Annotated in this window: 13 protein-coding genes; 8 read left to right on the top strand and 5 right to left on the bottom strand. The window is 73.2% G+C overall.

What is annotated here, in order from left to right; all coding sequences use genetic code 11:
• Nucleotides 1-98: 98 nt before the first annotated feature.
• Together ACZ6EM_RS08995 and ACZ6EM_RS08990 are read right to left on the bottom strand one after the other, a co-directional pair.
• Entirely contained in the window at nt 99-1,145 is a 1,047-nt protein-coding gene (locus ACZ6EM_RS08995; protein WP_465772137.1) for an SGNH/GDSL hydrolase family protein, read from the bottom strand.
• Nucleotides 1,142-2,614, bottom strand: a complete 1,473-nt coding sequence (locus ACZ6EM_RS08990) for an MFS transporter (protein ID WP_401052237.1) — start codon at nt 2,612-2,614, stop codon at nt 1,142-1,144. The genes ACZ6EM_RS08995 and ACZ6EM_RS08990 overlap by 4 nt, the downstream gene beginning before the upstream one ends.
• A gap of 206 nt (nt 2,615-2,820) precedes the next feature.
• On the opposite strand from ACZ6EM_RS08990, the gene ACZ6EM_RS08985 reads away from it, so the two are divergent.
• The 5 genes from ACZ6EM_RS08985 to asnB all read left to right on the top strand — a co-directional run bounded on the left by ACZ6EM_RS08985 (nt 2,821) and on the right by asnB (nt 10,468).
• The gene (locus ACZ6EM_RS08985; protein WP_465772136.1) at nt 2,821-4,008 is read left to right on the top strand and encodes an acyltransferase family protein; all 1,188 of its coding nucleotides are present in this window, start codon (nt 2,821-2,823) and stop codon (nt 4,006-4,008) included.
• A gap of 92 nt (nt 4,009-4,100) precedes the next feature.
• Complete coding sequence (locus ACZ6EM_RS08980; RefSeq protein WP_465772135.1) at nt 4,101-5,303, top strand: cytochrome P450; 1,203 nt, start codon at nt 4,101-4,103, stop codon at nt 5,301-5,303.
• A 203-nt stretch (nt 5,304-5,506) separates the two neighbouring features.
• On the top strand, nt 5,507-7,126 hold the full coding sequence (locus ACZ6EM_RS08975; protein WP_465772134.1) for an aromatic amino acid lyase: 1,620 nt from the start codon (nt 5,507-5,509) through the stop codon (nt 7,124-7,126).
• Between the two features lie 76 nt (nt 7,127-7,202).
• On the top strand, nt 7,203-8,654 hold the full coding sequence (locus tag ACZ6EM_RS08970) for a phenylacetate--CoA ligase family protein (RefSeq protein WP_465772133.1): 1,452 nt from the start codon (nt 7,203-7,205) through the stop codon (nt 8,652-8,654).
• Nucleotides 8,651-10,468 (top strand): asparagine synthase (glutamine-hydrolyzing), encoded by a 1,818-nt coding sequence (gene asnB, locus ACZ6EM_RS08965; RefSeq protein ID WP_465772131.1) that lies wholly within the window; start codon nt 8,651-8,653, stop codon nt 10,466-10,468. The genes ACZ6EM_RS08970 and asnB overlap by 4 nt, the downstream gene beginning before the upstream one ends.
• A 187-nt stretch (nt 10,469-10,655) precedes the next feature.
• Here asnB and ACZ6EM_RS08960 read toward each other — a convergent pair whose 3' ends face one another.
• The gene (locus tag ACZ6EM_RS08960) at nt 10,656-11,495 is read right to left on the bottom strand and encodes a class I SAM-dependent methyltransferase (protein ID WP_387695386.1); all 840 of its coding nucleotides are present in this window, start codon (nt 11,493-11,495) and stop codon (nt 10,656-10,658) included.
• A 79-nt stretch (nt 11,496-11,574) separates the two neighbouring features.
• Nucleotides 11,575-12,387, bottom strand: coding sequence for a cyclase family protein (locus tag ACZ6EM_RS08955; protein WP_359908120.1), 813 nt, complete (start codon nt 12,385-12,387; stop codon nt 11,575-11,577).
• A gap of 86 nt (nt 12,388-12,473) precedes the next feature.
• Between ACZ6EM_RS08955 and ACZ6EM_RS08950 the strand changes: the two genes are divergently transcribed.
• Entirely contained in the window at nt 12,474-12,980 is a 507-nt protein-coding gene (locus tag ACZ6EM_RS08950) for a MarR family winged helix-turn-helix transcriptional regulator (protein WP_359908123.1), read from the top strand.
• A 26-nt stretch (nt 12,981-13,006) separates the two neighbouring features.
• Here ACZ6EM_RS08950 and ACZ6EM_RS08945 read toward each other — a convergent pair whose 3' ends face one another.
• A complete protein-coding gene (locus ACZ6EM_RS08945) occupies nt 13,007-14,242 on the bottom strand; it encodes a serine hydrolase domain-containing protein (RefSeq protein ID WP_359908126.1) in 1,236 nt (411 codons plus the stop codon).
• A 213-nt stretch (nt 14,243-14,455) separates the two neighbouring features.
• Here ACZ6EM_RS08945 and ACZ6EM_RS08940 point away from each other — a divergent pair, with 213 nt between their 5' ends.
• Complete coding sequence (locus ACZ6EM_RS08940) at nt 14,456-15,109, top strand: nitroreductase family protein (RefSeq protein WP_401052892.1); 654 nt, start codon at nt 14,456-14,458, stop codon at nt 15,107-15,109.
• A 315-nt stretch (nt 15,110-15,424) separates the two neighbouring features.
• Nucleotides 15,425-16,132, top strand: a complete 708-nt coding sequence (locus tag ACZ6EM_RS08935; protein WP_452179347.1) for a LuxR C-terminal-related transcriptional regulator — start codon at nt 15,425-15,427, stop codon at nt 16,130-16,132.
• Nucleotides 16,133-16,136 lie beyond the last annotated feature (4 nt).

Genomic DNA, 16,136 nt, shown 5'->3' with positions numbered 1-16,136 from the left:
CGGGTGCGACATCAGCCCGGCCGGGTGCGACCGTCGGCCCGGCAAGAGCCGGACGCCGGGCGGGCAGGAGCCGGGCGTCGGCCCGGCAGGACCGACCGTCAGCCCGGCAGGAACCGCCGGAGGATCGGCGCGGCCCGGTCGGCGAGGTCGTGCTCGCCGTCCGGGGTCGGGTGCAGCCCGTCCGCGTAGACCCGGTCGGCCTCGGCGACGGGCAGCACCTCGCGGCCGTCGACCAGGTGCAGCCGCCGGTCGCCGAGCCGCTGGAGCACCCGGACCGCCTCGCCGGTCAGCTCCCGGATGCCCTCCAGGGTGAGCCCGGCGGCGTTGACCGCCTTCTCCCGCTCCACCGAGGGCAGCGCGGCGATCACCGCGATCGGGGTGTCGGGGTGGCCGTCGCGGACGGTCTCGACGAAGCCGCACACCGCCGAGCCCCAGCTGCGCGCGGTGAACACGCTGCGGATGTAGGCGTTGGTGCCGATCTCCAGGGTGATCAGCTCGGCCGGGGTGTCCCGCAGGACGCGGGCGACCAGCGGGTCCAGGTACGCCTCCCCGGCGAAGCCGAGGTTGCGCAGCCGCCAGCCGTGCCGGACGGCCACCAGGGAGACCCAGCTCTCGGACGGGCCGTGCGGGAACATCGCGTGGGTGAGCGAGCTGCCGTACGCGATCCAGCGCGGGCCGGTGCGTTCGAGCGGCTCCAGCACCCGGTGGCCGTGCAGCGAGAGCCGGCCGATCCAGGTGCGGCTGAGGTGCGGCAGCCAGATCTCCACCTCGGCCGGGCCGTTCGCGCCGGCGGGCAGCGGCAGGGCGAGCCGGTGGCGGCCGGGCACCGGGTGCCACCGGTGGGCGACGACGCCGTCCACCACCACGTCCAACGGCGCGCTGCCGGGTTCGGCGTCCAGTTCCAGGACCAGTTCGACGGCGTCGGTGCGCAGGCCGAAGCGGGCGCCGGCCGGGAGTCGGGCGAGGCGGGCGAAGTCGGCGGAGAGGGTGGTCGCCACCCGGTCCAGCGGCAGGCGCAGCGGGATCCAGCGGTCCTCGTGCCGGGCCAGGCCGCTGATGCCGTCCCAGGAGAGCCGGGGGTCGTCCGGGGTGAGGCGTTCGACGGCGGTGGCGGCGGTGGCGGCGGCGGGCCGGGTGGCGGTCACGCCCGGCCCTCCTGGAGATCGGCGGCCAGGGCCTGCGCCTCGGCGGGCGCATCCTCGGCGGGCGGCGCCTGCGCGGCGTCCCCGCCCTTCGGCGCGCCCAGCCCGAGGGCGGCGGCGACCAGCCCGACGGCCGAGAAGAGCGCGGCGACCAGGAAGGCCCAGTGGTACGCGGAGAGCGAGGGCGAGGCGCCGCCGACGCCGGTGAGCACCGCCGCGCCGACGGCGACGCCGATGCCGCCGCCGAGCTGGAGGGCGGCGGTGACCAGCGCGGTGGCCAGCCCCTGGTCCTCGTTCTTCACGCCGCCGACCGCGGCGATGTTGAAGGCGAGGAAGCTGGTGCCGTTGCCGAGCCCGTGCACGATCAGCGCGGGCAGCAGGACGCTCAGGTAGTTGCTGTCGGTGCCGGTGCGCAGGAACAGCAGGATGCCGCCGCCCTGGAGGAGCAGGCCGAGGACGGCCGCCGGGCGCAGCCCGGAGCGGTTGATCAGCTTGGGCGCGAGGTTGACGGCGAGCAGGATCGCGGCGGCCATCGGGACGATCGCCAGGCCCGCCTGGAGGGCGCTGTAGCCGAGCACCTGCTGGAGGTAGAGCAGGGCGATGAACTGCCAGCCGATGGTGGCGCAGGCCCAGACCAGGCCGACGGTGTTGGCGGTGGACAGGGTGCGCGAGCGGAAGATCCGCAGTGGCAGCAGCGGGTCGGTGCGGCGCTGCTGGATGACCACGAAGACGACCAGCAGCACGACGGCGGCGATCAGCGAGCCGAGGGTGGCGGCGGAGCCCCAGCCGGCTTCGGGGGCGCGGACGAGTCCGAGGACGAGCAGCAGGACGCCGGCGGTGGCGGTGAGCGCGCCGGCCGCGTCGAAGCCGGGCCGTTCGCCGGTGCGCGCCTGGTCGGGGGCGACGGCGTAGTTGGTGACGGCGAGGACGAGCGAGGCGACGACGAAGGGGACGAAGAAGATGAGCCGCCAGTGCACTTCGGTCAGGACGCCGGAGAACACCAGGCCGGCCGCGTAGCCGCTGGCGCCGGTGAGGGAGAAGATGCCCATCGCGCGGGTGCGCTCGGGGCCCTCCTTGAACGTGGTGGTGATGATCGACATCGCTGCGGGGGCGATGAAGGCGGCGGCGACGCCCTTGATGACGCGGCTGACGACCAGCAGGGTGCCGTCGGAGACGAGCCCGCCGGCGAGGCTGACGAGGGCGAACACGGCGGTGGCCCAGAAGAACAGCCGGCGCCGGCCGAAGAGGTCGGCGGCTCGGCCGCCGAGCAGCAGGAAGCCGCCGTAGGCGACGGCGTAGCCGGAGATGATCCACTGCAGCGTCTCCGGCCCGAGGCCGAGGTCCTGCTTGATCTCCGGCAGGGCGACACCCATCAGGGAGACGTCCATCGAGTCGAGGAAGAGCTGGGCGCAGAGCACCAGGAGTGCCAACCCCTTGTGCGCGCCGAGGGTGCGGGGCGCCGTGTCCGGCATCGGCCCTCTCCCAATCCATCTGGCAGACAATCGTCTGCATCTCAATCAAGTGGGCTGAACGTAGCAGTCAAATCATCTAGCGTCAAACAATCTCCGCGCCACGCGACCCCCAACACCCCTTGCGTCTCCGTGAGTTGACTTCCTATTGTTTGATAATTGCCGAACCTTAGAAATATCGGCCCTACCCACGGGGGAGTTGCCCACCCATGCCCGAATCCGTCAGACGTCCCCGCCTGCCCTCGCTCACCGGCGTCAGATTCCTGATCGTGGTCCCGGTCTTCGCCTTCCACGCGGACATGGAGAAACCGTTCGGCGACGCGGGGGTCGCCGACGCCTACGCCTGGCTCGTCGCCAACGGCGCCTGGACCGCGATCAGCTGCTTCTTCGTCCTCAGCGGCTTCGTGATCACTTGGGGCTCACGCCCCGACCACAGTGCCCGCGGCTTCTGGCGCCGCCGGGCCGCCAAGATCTACCCGCTGCACGTGCTCACCTGGGCCGCCGCACTGGTGCTGCTCGCCGTGGCCGGCCACGCCGCGACCGCCCGCCAGGCCGTTCCCAACCTGTTCCTGGTGCACACCTGGAACCCGGACCGCGAGGTCTTCTCCAGCCTCAACGACGTCAGTTGGTCGATCTCCTGCGAGATCTTCTTCTACGCCGCCTTCCCGCTGCTGGTGCACTGGATCCGGAAGATCCGCCCCGAACGGCTCTGGGCCTGGACCGCCGGGGTGATCGCCGCGGTCCTGCTCGTCCCGGCCGCCTCCGCCCTGCTGCCGGACCGTCCGCCGCTGCCCTTCGGCTCCGGCTCGGTGTGGCAGTTCTGGTTCGTCTACGTGTTCCCGCCGGTGCGGCTGCTGGAGTTCGTGCTGGGCATCCTGCTCGCCCGGATCGTCCTCACCGGCCGCCGGCTGCCGATCGGCGCCCTGCCCGCCGCCCTGCTCCTGATCCCGGCCCAACTCCTGGCCAAGCAGCTGCCGTTCCTGTGGGGGCTGACCACCCCCGCGATCGTCCCGATCGCCCTGCTGCTGCCCGCGCTCGCCGCCCGGGACGTGGCCGGCCGGCGCTCCTTCCTCACCTCCCGGCCGCTGGTCACCCTCGGCAGCTGGACCTTCGCCTTCTACCTGGTCCACCGGCTGATCCTGGACCACGGCCACCGCGCCCTCGGCGCCGGACGGACCTTCACCACCCCGGTCGCCGCCGCGCTGCTGCTCGGCGCGTTCACCGCCGCCTGGCTGCTCGCCGGGCTCCTGCACCGGTACGTCGAGCTCCCGGCCGTACGGCTGCTCGCCGCACCCCGCCGGCGCCCCACCGGCGCCACGCCCCCGAGCCCCCCGAGCGGCCCGGCGCCCGCCCCCGACCCGGACACCGGCCGCCTGACCGAAGCCCCGACCACCTGATCACGCGCCCGCACCCGCACCCCGACCGGAACCACGACCGGAACCACGACCGCCGGACCACGACCCCGGCGATCCCACCGAGAGGCAGACCGATGACCGACCAGGACCTCACCGCCTACCCCCTTCCGCTCTCCCCCTACGGCGAGCCACCCGCCGAGTTCGCCGAACTGCGCGCCAAGTGCCCGGTCAGCCGGGTCCGGCTGCCCAGCGGCGACCAGGCCTGGCTGGTCACCGGCTACGACGAGGTCGTCTCCGCGCTCTCCGACCAGCGGCTGTCCCGGGCCGCGCTGCGCGAGCCGGGCGCCGTACGCACCGTCTCCGGCGAGGACTTCTCCGACAACCCGTACAACCTGCTCAACCAGGAGGGCCCCGACCACGCCCGGCTGCGCCGGCTGATCTCCCCCGCCTTCACCCCGCGCAAGGCCGAGCGCTGGCGCTCCCGTGTGGTCGAGATCGCCGACGAGCTCATCGACCGCCTGGTCGAAGGTCCCCGACCGGCCGACCTGCACCACGACTTCGCCGCCGTGCTGCCGGTCTGGGTGATCTGCGAGATGGTCGGCGCCCCGGTCGAGGACCGCCCGCTGCTCCAGCAGTGGACCGACCGGCTGGTCTCCATCACCGCCCACACCCCCGAGGAGCGGCTCGCCGCCCGCCAGGAGTCCGCCGCGTACGTCGCCGGGCTGGTCGCCGAACGCCGCGCGAATCCCGGCGAGGACCTGCTCTCCACCCTCATCTCGGCCCGCGACGACGAGGACCGCCTCGACGAGCGCGAGCTGGTCTGGCTCGGCATCAACCTGCTGGTCGCCGGCCACGACACCACCGTCAGCGCGGTCTCCCGGGCGCTGTACCAGCTGCTGCGCCACCCCGACCAGTGGCGGCTGCTCACCGAGCGCCCCGACCTGCTGGACAACGCGACCGAGGAACTCCTGCGCTACGCCCCGCCGTCCGAGATCGGCTTCATGCGGGTCGCCACCGAGGACCTGGAGCTGGCCGGCACCCCGGTCGCCAAGGGCGAGGGCGTCATCCCGGTGATGCACGCGGCCGGCCGCGACCTCCGCCGGGTGGACGACCCCGAGCGGCTCGACCTCACCCGCGCCGACCCCAAGCACATCGCCTTCGGCCACGGCGCCCACTACTGCCCCGGCGCGGGCGTCGCCCGGATGGAGCTCCAGGTCGCCTTCGGCACCCTGGCCCGCCGGCTGCCCTCGCTGCGGCTCGCGGTGCCCGCCGAGGAGGTCGAATGGCTCGGCGGCCTGCTGACACTGCGTCCGAAGGCGCTGCCCGTCGAGTGGTGACGGGGCTCGGCGGACGCCCCGGCGACCCGGTCCGACGGCCCGTCCGTTGGGCCGGGTCGCCGCCCGCCGCCCGGCCGTTGGGACGGGATCCGGTCCGTACCGACGCCCGAAGACGGAACACCTGTCCGATCCCGAGACTTGGGGCCAGCCGGTACACCGCCCCCTCCGACCGGACCGCCCGCTCCGCCCAGGAACGAGGACCCATGCCCACCACGCGTCCCCTGGCCCTGACCGGCCACGACCTGACCCTCGCCGACATCGTCTCCGTCGCCCGGGCCCGCCCCGGCACCGCCGGACCGGTCCTCGCCCCCGCCGCCACCGGGAGGATGTCCGCCTCCGTCGCCCTCAAGGAGGACTGGCTGGCGCGCGGCATCCCGCTGTACGGCATCACCACCGGATTCGGCGACTCCGTCGGGCGGCAGATCTCCGCCGACCGCGCCGCCGCGCTCCAGCGGAACCTGATCACCTACCACCTCAACGGCACCGGCCCGACCGCCGCGCCCGAGGTCGCCCGCGCCGTCCAGCTGATCCGCGCCAACTGCCTGGGGCGCGGCCCCTCCGCGATCCGGCCCGTCGTGGTCGACACCCTGCTGCGCCACCTGGCCGCCGACATCCTGCCGCTCATCCCCGAACGGGGCTCGCTCGGCGCCAGCGGCGACCTGGTCCCGCTCTGCTACCTGGCGCACGCCCTGCTCGGCGAGGGCGACGTGCTGCACCGCGGCCGGATCCGCCCGGCCGCCGAGGCACTCGCCGAGGAGGGCATCGAACCGGTGGTGCTCGCCGCCAAGGAGGGCCTGGCACTGATCAACGGCACCTCCTTCACCTCCGCCTTCGCCGTCCTCGCCACCCACGACGCGGCCGAACTCGCCGCCGCCGCCGACATCGCCACCGCCCTCGCCGTGGAGGCGCTGCACGGCAACGCCTCGCACTTCCACCCGTTCCTGCACCGCCAGAAGCCGCACCCCGGCCAGCTCGCCTCCGCGGCCGCGATCCGCGCCCTGCTCGACGGCTCCGAACTCGCCACCGACTACCGGGGCATCCTCGACCGCCAGGAACGCCTGGGCGACCGCGGCTTCCTCACCCACGAGCACCGCATCCAGGACCCGTACTCGCTGCGCTGCGCCCCGCACGTCACCGGCGTGCTGCGGGACACCCTGGACTGGGTGCGGCCCTGGCTGGAGACCGAGGTCAACTCCTCCACCGACAACCCGCTGTTCGACACCGAGGAGGGCCTGCTGCACCACGGCGGCAACTTCTACGCCGGCCACGTCGGCCAGGCCATGGACGGCCTCAAGACCGCCGTCGCCAACACCGCCGACCTGCTCGACCGCCAGCTCGCCCTGCTGGTCGACCCCAAGTTCAGCCGCGGCCTGCCGCCCAACCTGATCGCCCCCGCCGCCGACACCGACGCCCACGCCGGGCTCCACCACGGCTTCAAGGGCATGCAGATCGCCGCCTCCGCGATCACCGCCGAGGCGCTCAAGACCGCCGTACCCGCCTCACTGTTCTCCCGCTCCACCGAGGCGCACAACCAGGACAAGGTGAGCATGGGCACGATCGCCGCCCGCGACGCCCGTACGGTCGTCGAGCTCGCCCGCGACGTCACCGCGATCCACCTGCTCGCCGTCGCCCAGGCGGTCGAGCTGCGCGGCCTGCGCAAGGCCTCGCCCACCCTCCAGAAGGTGCACGGACTGATCCGCGAGCAGGCCCCGTTCACTGACCGCGACCGGCGGATGGACGGCGACATCGCCGCCGTGGCCGGCCTGGTCCGGGACGGTTCGCTGCGCCGTGCCGCCGGGCTCCCGGAGCCCTTCGCCGCCTGAACCCCCGCCGTTCGCCGTCTCCCCCGCACCGGCACGTCCCCGACCGTGACTCCCACAGCCCGAGGAGCTATCGAAGATGCTGCTACTGCGCGACCCCGCCCAACGCCAGGACGCCGCCGAGCGCCTGGACTCCCACACCGCCCTGATCCACCGCACCTGGCAGGGCCAGGACCCGGCCGAACGCTACGGCGCCAAGCTGGCCACCACGCTGGCCGCCGCCGTGCGCTCCCCGATGTACGCCGGCACCCTCACCGGGGACCTCGCCGAGCGGCTGCGCTCGGACACCCCGCTGACCCCCGCCGAGGCCCTGGACGCCTTCGCCGCGCTGCCCTTCCTCGGCAAGAAGGAACTCGGCGGCCACGGCGCCGGCGCGTTCACCCGCCCGCTGTCGGAGTTCCTGCACTACTACGAGTCCTCCGGCACCACCGGCGACCCGGCCCCCGCCCCCAAGGCGGTGGACGACCTGCTGGTCAACACCCTCAACATCGGCGAGATGTGGGGCCGGCTGCTGCGGCCCGCCGATGTCGCCCTGATCCTCATCAACGCCCCTTTCGCACCCGCCGCCTACCAGTTCGAGAAGGTGCTGGAGTACCTCGGGGTGATGTCCTTCCGCCCCTGGGTGGACAACATCACCGGCGACTACACCCGGGTGCTGCGACTGATCTCCGAACTGAACGCCAACGTCTACGTCGGACCGCCGTCCCGGCTGCTGGAACTGGCCCAGTTCTCCCAACGGAACGGCCTGCCGCTGCCCCGCTTCGACCGGCTGCTGCTGATGGCCGAACAGACCGGCCCCAGCTTCGTGCGCCACCTCGAACGCCTCACCGGCGGCACCGCCTACGTCGGCTCGTACGGCTCCTCGGAGACCGGCACCCTCGCCGTCACCTGCGAACACCGCCGGCTGCACCTGCAGTTGCAGAGCTACCTGCTGGAGATCGACGACGGCGAGGGCACCACCGTGCTCGGCCCGGACACCGACCCGGTGCAGGGCGAGCTGATCGTCACCACCCTGGACATCCCCTCCCGCCCGCTGCTGCGCTACCGCACCGGCGACCTGGTCCGGATCGAGACCGACCCCTGCGACTGCGGCATCCGGCTGCCCGTCCTGCGCACCCTCGGCCGGGCCCAGGACGTCCTGCTGCTCGCCGAGAACAACATCCGCCAGGACGACCTGGAGGAGGTGCTGTGGGCCGAGGCCCTGCCCGGCGCCTCGGTGTTCAACTACATGCTGGTGCTGCGCGGCAAGGCCCTCGTCTGCCTGGTCACCACCGACGGCACCCCGGACGGCTCCTGGTCGAAGGTGCTGGAGCAGCGCCTCGCCCCGCTCTTCGAGGAGTACACGGTGACCGTCCACCCGGTGGAGAAGCTGCCCCCGCTGGCCTCGCTCGGCCAGTACCTGGGCTGGAAGCTCTCCCGGGTCCTGGACCTCAACGAGGAGGCCAACTGGGGCCGGCTGCCCGCGCCGCTCACCTCACTGGTGCGCGAGTCGCTGGCCCAGGTCGCCGAGGCCACGGGGGTCGGGGCATGAGTGGAATCGCCGGGCTGGTGTCGCGCAGCGGGGATGTGCGCGAACAGGCCCAACTCGTCCAGGAGTTCACCGACACCCTGACCCACCGCGGCCCGCGCCGCGGCGGCACCTGGCTGGCCCGGCACGCCGGCCTCGGCCACCGCCAGTTCCACACCGGGCCCCGCAACGACGTGCCCCAGCCCTGGTTCCCGCCCGAGCTGGACCCGGCCCCGGCCGTCATCGCCTTCTCCGGCGAACTGCTCAACCCCGGCCCGCTGCACACCACGCTGACCGCCCGCGGCCACCGCATCCGCAACGGCTCGGACGCCGAACTCGTCCTGCGCGCCTACCTGGAGTGGGGCGCCGACGCCGCCGACCGACTGGTCGGCGGTTACGCGGCGGCGATCTGGGACGCCCGCACCGAGGAGCTGGTGCTGATCCGCGACCGGCTCGGCGTCGAGCCGCTCTACTGGGCCGAACTTCCGGACGGTTCCCTGGCGTTCGGCTCCGAACCGAAGGCCCTGCTGGCCGCCGGGCTGCCCGCCGAGGTGGACGCGAACGGCCTGGTGGACGTCCTCACCGTCGCGCTCAAGCGCCCCGGCGACGCCGTCTACCGCGGCCTGCACGAGGTCCGTCCCGGGTGGCTGCTGGTCGCCGGTCCGAACGGCGTGCGCCACCGGCGCTACTGGGCGCCGGAGGCCGCCGAGCACACCGACGACGAGCCGACCACCGTCCGGCGGGTGCGCGCCCTGCTCGCCGACACAGTGCGCCGGCAGTCCGCCGACACCGGGGTCAAACCCGGCGCCCTGCTCTCCGGCGGCCTGGACTCCAGCGCCATCGTCGGCCTGGCCGCGGCCGGCGGCGACAAGATCGCCACCTACTCGGTCGACTTCGCGGGCAGCGAGACCGACTTCAAGGCGGACGCCCTGCACGTCAGCCGGGACGCCCCGTACGTCCGGGCGGTGGTCGACCACGTGGGCACCAGGCACGCCGAGATCCTGCTGGACGCCCCCTCGCTGCTCGACCACCTGGGCGCCACCCTGCGCGCCCGCGACCTGCCCGGCGTCGGCGACCTCGACGTCTCGCTGCACCTGCTCTTCCGCGAGGTGCGCGGCCACGCCGAGGTGGTGCTCTCGGGCGAGGGTGCGGACGACGTCTTCGGCGGCTTTCCCTGGTTCACCGCCGAGGCCGACCGCCCGACCGCCAACTTCCCGTGGTCGGCCGGGATCACCGACCGCAGCGGGATGCTCTCCGCCGAGCTGCGCCGGCACCTGGACGTGGACGCCGAGGTGGCCGCCCGCTACGGCGAGGCGCTCGCCGAGGTCCCGCGGCTGGCGGGCGAGTCGGGCGCGGACCGCCGGCTGCGCGAGGCCTTCCACCTCCAGCTCACCCGCTTCCTGCCCTTCCTGCTGGACCGCAAGGACCGGATGAGCTTCGCGGCGGGCCTGCTGGTCCGGCTGCCGTTCACCGACCACCGGCTGGTCGAGTACGTGTGGAACACCCCGTGGGCGCTCAAGCGGCTCGGCGGCCAGGAGAAGGGGCTGCTGCGCGAGGCGGTCGCCGATCTGCTGCCCGCCGAGGTGGTGCGGCGACAGAAGAGCGGTTTCCCGTTCGGGCAGAGTCCGGAGTACCTGGAGGCGGTCCGCGAGGCCGTCCGCGCCCTGCTCGCCGACCGCGACTCGCCCGCCCTTCCGCTGCTGAACGCCGACGCGCTGCGCGCCCAGGTGGACGGCGGCGGCTGGCACACCGGCACCTTCACCCCGCCGCCCTGGCTGCCGCGCGCCCTACTGCTGGACGCCTGGCTGCGGACGTACGGCGTCCGCGTGGTGCTCTGACCCTCCGACCGCACCGCACGCGCCGCCCGTACCCCCGCTCCACCGGGGTACGGGCGGCGCCGCGTTCACCCCGGCCACGCCCGGACGGAACGCCCCGACGGAACGCCCGGACGGAACGCCCGGACGGAACGCCGACGGGCCGGCCGCCCCCGCAGGGGTGACCGGCCCGTCGGCGTGCGCGGGCGCGTCAGGCCCGCTTCCCCCAGGCGGTGAAGACCGCGAGGGAGAGGTCCCGGAACTGCGGGTCGGCGAGCTCCCGGTACGCCGCCTCGAAGTCCTCCTCGGTGGCGAGTCCGGCGGCCACCACGGCCGGCCGGGTCTGCTCCAGGGTGAGCCGCCACCACTCGGCCTCGTCGTCCCCGCCGGCGATCAGCTGGAAGCGCGCGTCGTGGCCGAGGCCGCTCAGCCCCTTGCCCTCCAGCGGCACCGGCAGGCTGCGCGCCCATTCGGTGTCGGTGCCCACCGCGGTCTCCAGGTGGCGGCGGAAGGCCCGCAGCACGGTCCGGTAGCCGGGGTGCGGCGAGTCCTTGATCGGGAAGAAGGCCGGCTCCTCCAGCACCAGCGTCCCGCCCGGGGCCAGCCACTGGACCAGCCGCTCCACCGCCTTCTCCGGGTCGGGCAGGTGGATCACCACGTACCGGGCGTGGATGAAGTCGAAGGAGGCGGGCGGGAAGTCGTCGGTGTAGACGTCGTGGCGCAGCACCCGCACGCCGTCGGCGGCGAGTTCGTCCAGGAAGGTGGTGTCGAGGTCGGTCACGGTGACCTCGGCGCCCTGTTCGGCCAGCCAGCGGGCGACCGAGCCGCCGCCCCCGCCGACCTCCAGCACCCGGTGCCCGGCCCGCAGGCCGAGCCCCCGGAAGCGGCTGCGGGTGTGCTCGTCCAGGACGGACTCCAGCAGCCGCAGCCGGTGCAGTTCGGTGTCCACGGCGTGGCTGAACACCCCGTCGCGGTAGCGCTCCTCCTTCCACTCCCAGCGTTCGCCGGTGGCCCCGGCGAAGACGGACTCCGAGTCGGTCTGTACGGTCATGGGCTTCTCCTGTGATCGCGGGTCGTTGTGATCGCGGGTCGTTGTGATCGCGGGTCGTGCCGTTCGCGGGTCCGCCGGTTCAGACGAAGGCGAGGACGCGGACCGGGCCGCCGGTCCCGCCGAGGTGCTTGGGCGCGCCGACCACGGCGACCGCGCCGAGGTCGGGCACGGTGTCGAGCCCGGCGAGGCACTCGATGGCGTACTTGCCGGCCGGCAGCAGCACCCGGTGGGTGTCCGGGTCGGCCGGGCGGGTGCCGGGGTCGAGGCTGATCGAGTCGGTGCCGACGCCCACCACCGAGCGCTCGGTGACCAGGAAGTGCGCGGCCTCCACCGAGATCCCGGGGAAGCGGTAGAGCCCTTCCGCGGGGTCGAGGTTGAGGAAGGCGCCGGGGGTGTCGATCCGGTGCGCCCAGTCGTTGTCGACGGCGAGCAGCGCGCCGTCGGGGATGCGGCCGTTGCGGCTCTCCCACGCCAGCAGGTCGTCGACGGTCAGTTCGGTGACGTGGTCGCGGGCGGCGCGCTCGCCGATCCGGACCACGGCCAGCGGTGCGACCAGGGTGTCGGCCGGGATCTGGTGGGTGGCCAGGCCGTCGTCGTCGAAGTGCGAGGGCGCGTCGAGGTGGGTGCCGATGTGCTCGTTGTAGGTGAGCTCGAAGGCGTTGTACTCGTGCTCGGCGAGGTTGGCGAGCCGCTTGATCTCCATCGGCTTGACGTACAGCTCGAACACCGGCCAGTCCGGGCCGACCACGTGGGTGAGGTCCCGGACGGCCCCGCGCGGCAGGCTGATCGGGGCTCTGGCCCGGAGCGGCGCCGAGACCTCGGCGGGCGCGGCGGCGACGGGCCCGGTGGCGGTGTGGCCGGTGGCGCCGGCCACCGTTTCCGGTGAGCACATGGGATTCCCCTTCCTTGAGAACGTCTACGGAAAAACAATCTCCTGAACGCGTTATGCTGATGGCCCCGCCCGCAGAAGGAGTTCCGATGGCCACCGCCCCGCGGACGCCCCGCCTCGCCTCGCCCAGCCGGACGGACGACGGGGGCGAGCGCCGGCAGTACTTCGCGACGCTCACCCGGGAGCGCCCGGACATCGCGCTCTGCCGGGCCACCACCGTGGTCGCCCGGGCCATCGACGAGGAGCTGACCGGCGCCCGGCTGACGGTGGCCCAGCACCTGGTGCTGAAGATGCTGGACGCGGTCGGGGCCTGCTCCCAGCAGGAGTTGAGCGAGCAGCTGCGGATCGACCGCAGCGTGATGGTCGGCTGCATCGACGGCCTGGAGAGCTCCGGACTGGTGGTCCGCGAGCGTCACCCGCGCGACCGCCGCGCCTACGCCGTCACCATGACCGAGGTCGGTTCGCGGGCCCTGGCCGAGGCGGAGGCGGGCATCGCCCCGATGATGGACCGGGTGTTCGCCGCGCTCACCGCGGAGGAGCGGGACACGCTGATCCGGCTGACCCGCAAGCTCCTCGCCGTCCAGCCGGGCGGGTGAGCCCCGGAGCGGGGCGGGCGGACCCGTTATCCGACCAACGCCTGGTTGACCAACTGCCGCAGGCGTCCGTGCAGTTGGTGCGCACTGGAGGGCATCAGCTGGGTCAGGAACAGCACCGTCAGCCGCTCCGCCGGGTCCACCCAGAAGATGGTGGACGCGGCGCTGTGCCAGCCGTACTCCCCGGCGCTGGCCGGCACCCCGGCGGCGGCCGGGTCCTGCACCACCGCGAAGCCGAGCCCGAAGCCGACCCCGGCGGTGGGCATCTCGGAGAACACCGGCCGCCCGACGCTCTTCAGGTCCCCGCCGCCGGGCAGGTGGTTGCGCAGCGCGTGCCGCAGGGTGTGCCGGCCGAGCACCCGTACGCCCTGGTACTCGCCCTCGCCGAGCAGCATCTGGCTGAACCGGTGGTAGTCGGCGAGCGTGGTGACCAGTCCGGAGCTGCCGGAGAGGCAGTGGGGCTCGCGCAGCACGTCACCGCCGAAGGCGTCGTTGCGGACGGCCTTCCCGCTCGCCGGGTCGACGACGTAGAAGCCGGCCAGCCGGTCGGCCTTGTCGGCCGGGACGTGGAAGCCGGTGTCGGCCATGCCGAGCGGGCCGAGCACCCGCTCGGCCAGGAACTCGTCCAGCCGCCTGCCGGAGGCGACCTCGATCACCCGCCCGAGCACGTCGCTGGAGGCGCCGTAGTTCCAGGCGGTGCCGGGCTCGAAGAGCAGCGGGAAGGAGGCCCACTTGGTGACGCACTGGGCGAGGTCGAGGCCGGGCGCGGTGGTCCACTCGAAGCCGTTGGCGGTGTAGATCTCGTCCACCGGGTGCGCCCGGTGGAAGCCGTAGGTCAGGCCGGAGGTGTGGGTGAGCAGGTGCACGATCCGGATCGGCTCGGCGGCGGGGACGGTGACCGGCCGGGAGGCCGGCCCGCGCTGGTAGACCCGGACGTCGGCGAACTCCGGCAGGTAGCGGGAGACCGGGTCCTGGAGGCCGATCGCGCCCTCCTCCAGCAGCACCAGCGCGGCCACCGAGGTGACCGGCTTGGTCATCGACCAGGACCGGTAGATGGTGTCCGGGGTCTGCGGCAGGCCCTTCTCGACGTCGCGGTGCCCGTATCCGGCGAGGTGGGCGACCTTCCCGCCGCGGGTCACGGCGAGCTGCCAGCCGGGCAGCCGGCCGTCGTCCACGTAGGCCCGGAGGTAGGAGTCGATCCGGCGCAGCCGCTCGGGGTCCAGCCCGACCTCGGCCGGTTCGACTTCGACTTTGATCTGCGACATGGCGTCCTCTCGCGGTCGAGCACTCTCGTCATGTTTCGAATGTTCGAAGATAGTGGAAGCATAGAAAGAATCAACTCGGCACACAAGAGCGGAACTTGAGATCCCGTCCGGTCCACCCACTGGACTTCGAATGTTGCGCAAGTTTCGAACCATCAATAGGATCCGGAAGGATCCGCACCCCCTTCCGACCCGACCGGAGCTGGAGCCCCGCCCATGTCGCCCCTCGCGCTTTCCATCGACGAACTGCTCACCACCACCCGGGCGGTGCGCAAGCGGCTCGACCTCACCCGCCCGGTGGAACGCGAACTGATCGAGGAGTGCCTGGCCCTGGCCACCCAGGCCCCCACCGGCCGCAACCGCCAGCGCTGGGACTTCATGATCATCACCGACCCCGCCAAGCGCTCCGCGATCGCCGACCTCTACCGGCTCGGCCTGGTCCGCCCCCGCCAGCAGGTGGTCGGCACCGGCGTGGACCGCACCGTCGGCGACCAGCTGCGCCGGCTCCGGCTCGCCGAGAGCGCCCAGCACCTCTTCGACCACCTGCACGAGGTCCCGGTCCTGGTGATCCCCTGCGTCCGGATCGAGGGCCGACACGAGGTCGACTCCTTCGTCGGCCAGGCCAACACCTGGGGCTCGATCATCCCGGCCACCTGGCAGTTCATGCTCGCCGCCCGCTCCCGCGGCCTCGGCACCGCCTGGACCACCCCGCACCTGCACTACGAGCGCGAGGCGGCCGAGATCCTCGGCATCCCCTACGAGACCGTCCTGCAGGCCGCGCTGATCCCGCTGGCCCACACCATCGGCACCGACTTCCGCCCCGGCCCCCGGGTCGGCACCGAGCAGATCGCCCACTGGGACGCCTGGTAGCCCCCCTGGTGGGACCGCGCCCACCAGGAAGTTCTTGACCACCGATCAGGCCGATCTTTAGGATGGCTTCCATGTTCCGGGAATGTCGAGTCAACGGCCTTGCTGCCGCAGCGACTTCCGACTGCGCGACGCACCGCTGCCGCTGTCGCCCCTGAACTCTCCTCCCGCGTCCGCGCACCGACCGCGCACCGACTCGACGCCGGAAAAGAAATCTCCTCTCATCATCACGATTCCGCCCCCGCGGTGGTGCCCCCACGCACCCCGCCGATTCCGGCTGCCCGGAGTCCCGGAATCTCGACGGCAAGGAGAACGAACATGAGCCTGTCCCTCTACCGCCCCGCCGACCCCTCCGATCCCACCGGCCCCACCGTCCGCGTGCTCATCTGCGCCGCCTCACCGCTGCTGCGCACCGGGCTGCGCACCATCCTGCAGCGCTCACCCGGGCTGCAGCCCCTGACCGAGCTCTCCACCACCGCCAGGATCGCCCAGGCCTGCGCCGCCAAACGCCCGGACGTCGTCGTCATCGACGCCGACATGCCCGGCATGGAGGCCTGCGAGGTCAAGAAGCTCACCTCCGACCGGGAGACCGGGCAGCCCGGCGTCATCCTGCTGGTCCGCCCCGGCGACCCGGACCGGATGCTCGACTACCTCAGAGCCGGCGCCCGCGGCCTGGTCCTGCGCGACGGGCCCGAGTCCGACATGGTGCACGCGGTCCGCGCGGTCGCCGCCGGGAACGCGCTGATCTCCCCGCCGATCACCGCCGAGGTGGTCACCGAGATGGCCCGCCGGCTGCCCGGACCTCCGCTGCACACCCCACCGCTGCTCCATCTGCTCACCCCGCGCGAACAGGAGGTGCTCACCCTGATCGCGGGCGGGCTGTCCAACGCCGAGATGGCCGCCGAGCTCCACCTCAGCGAGAAGACCGTCAAGTTCCACGTCTCCAACGTGCTCGGCAAGCTGCGCGTGCGCAGCCGGGCCCAGGCCATGGTCTACGCCCGGTCGGGACACCGGGCGGCCGGATAGGGGC

The sequence above is a fragment of the Kitasatospora sp. NPDC041917 genome, assembly GCF_055589745.1.
The sequence above is the reverse complement of the archived record's forward strand: the minus strand, read 5'-3'. Positions and strand labels throughout refer to the sequence as shown.

Bases quoted from the DNA above. Each gene is read 5' to 3' on its own strand.
- ACZ6EM_RS08940 (WP_401052892.1), top strand. From the start codon at position 14,456: ATGTCGCCCCTCGCGCTTTCCATCGACGAACTGCTCACCACCACCCGG.
- ACZ6EM_RS08985 (WP_465772136.1), top strand. From the start codon at position 2,821: ATGCCCGAATCCGTCAGACGTCCCCGCCTGCCCTCGCTCACCGGCGTC.
- ACZ6EM_RS08960 (WP_387695386.1), bottom strand. From the start codon at position 11,495: ATGACCGTACAGACCGACTCGGAGTCCGTCTTCGCCGGGGCCACCGGC.
- ACZ6EM_RS08955 (WP_359908120.1), bottom strand. From the start codon at position 12,387: ATGTGCTCACCGGAAACGGTGGCCGGCGCCACCGGCCACACCGCCACC.
- ACZ6EM_RS08950 (WP_359908123.1), top strand. From the start codon at position 12,474: ATGGCCACCGCCCCGCGGACGCCCCGCCTCGCCTCGCCCAGCCGGACG.
- ACZ6EM_RS08970 (WP_465772133.1), top strand. From the start codon at position 7,203: ATGCTGCTACTGCGCGACCCCGCCCAACGCCAGGACGCCGCCGAGCGC.
- ACZ6EM_RS08990 (WP_401052237.1), bottom strand. From the start codon at position 2,614: ATGCCGGACACGGCGCCCCGCACCCTCGGCGCGCACAAGGGGTTGGCA.
- ACZ6EM_RS08935 (WP_452179347.1), top strand. From the start codon at position 15,425: ATGAGCCTGTCCCTCTACCGCCCCGCCGACCCCTCCGATCCCACCGGC.
- ACZ6EM_RS08945 (WP_359908126.1), bottom strand. From the start codon at position 14,242: ATGTCGCAGATCAAAGTCGAAGTCGAACCGGCCGAGGTCGGGCTGGAC.
- ACZ6EM_RS08980 (WP_465772135.1), top strand. From the start codon at position 4,101: ATGACCGACCAGGACCTCACCGCCTACCCCCTTCCGCTCTCCCCCTAC.
- ACZ6EM_RS08975 (WP_465772134.1), top strand. From the start codon at position 5,507: ATGCCCACCACGCGTCCCCTGGCCCTGACCGGCCACGACCTGACCCTC.
- asnB (WP_465772131.1), top strand. From the start codon at position 8,651: ATGAGTGGAATCGCCGGGCTGGTGTCGCGCAGCGGGGATGTGCGCGAA.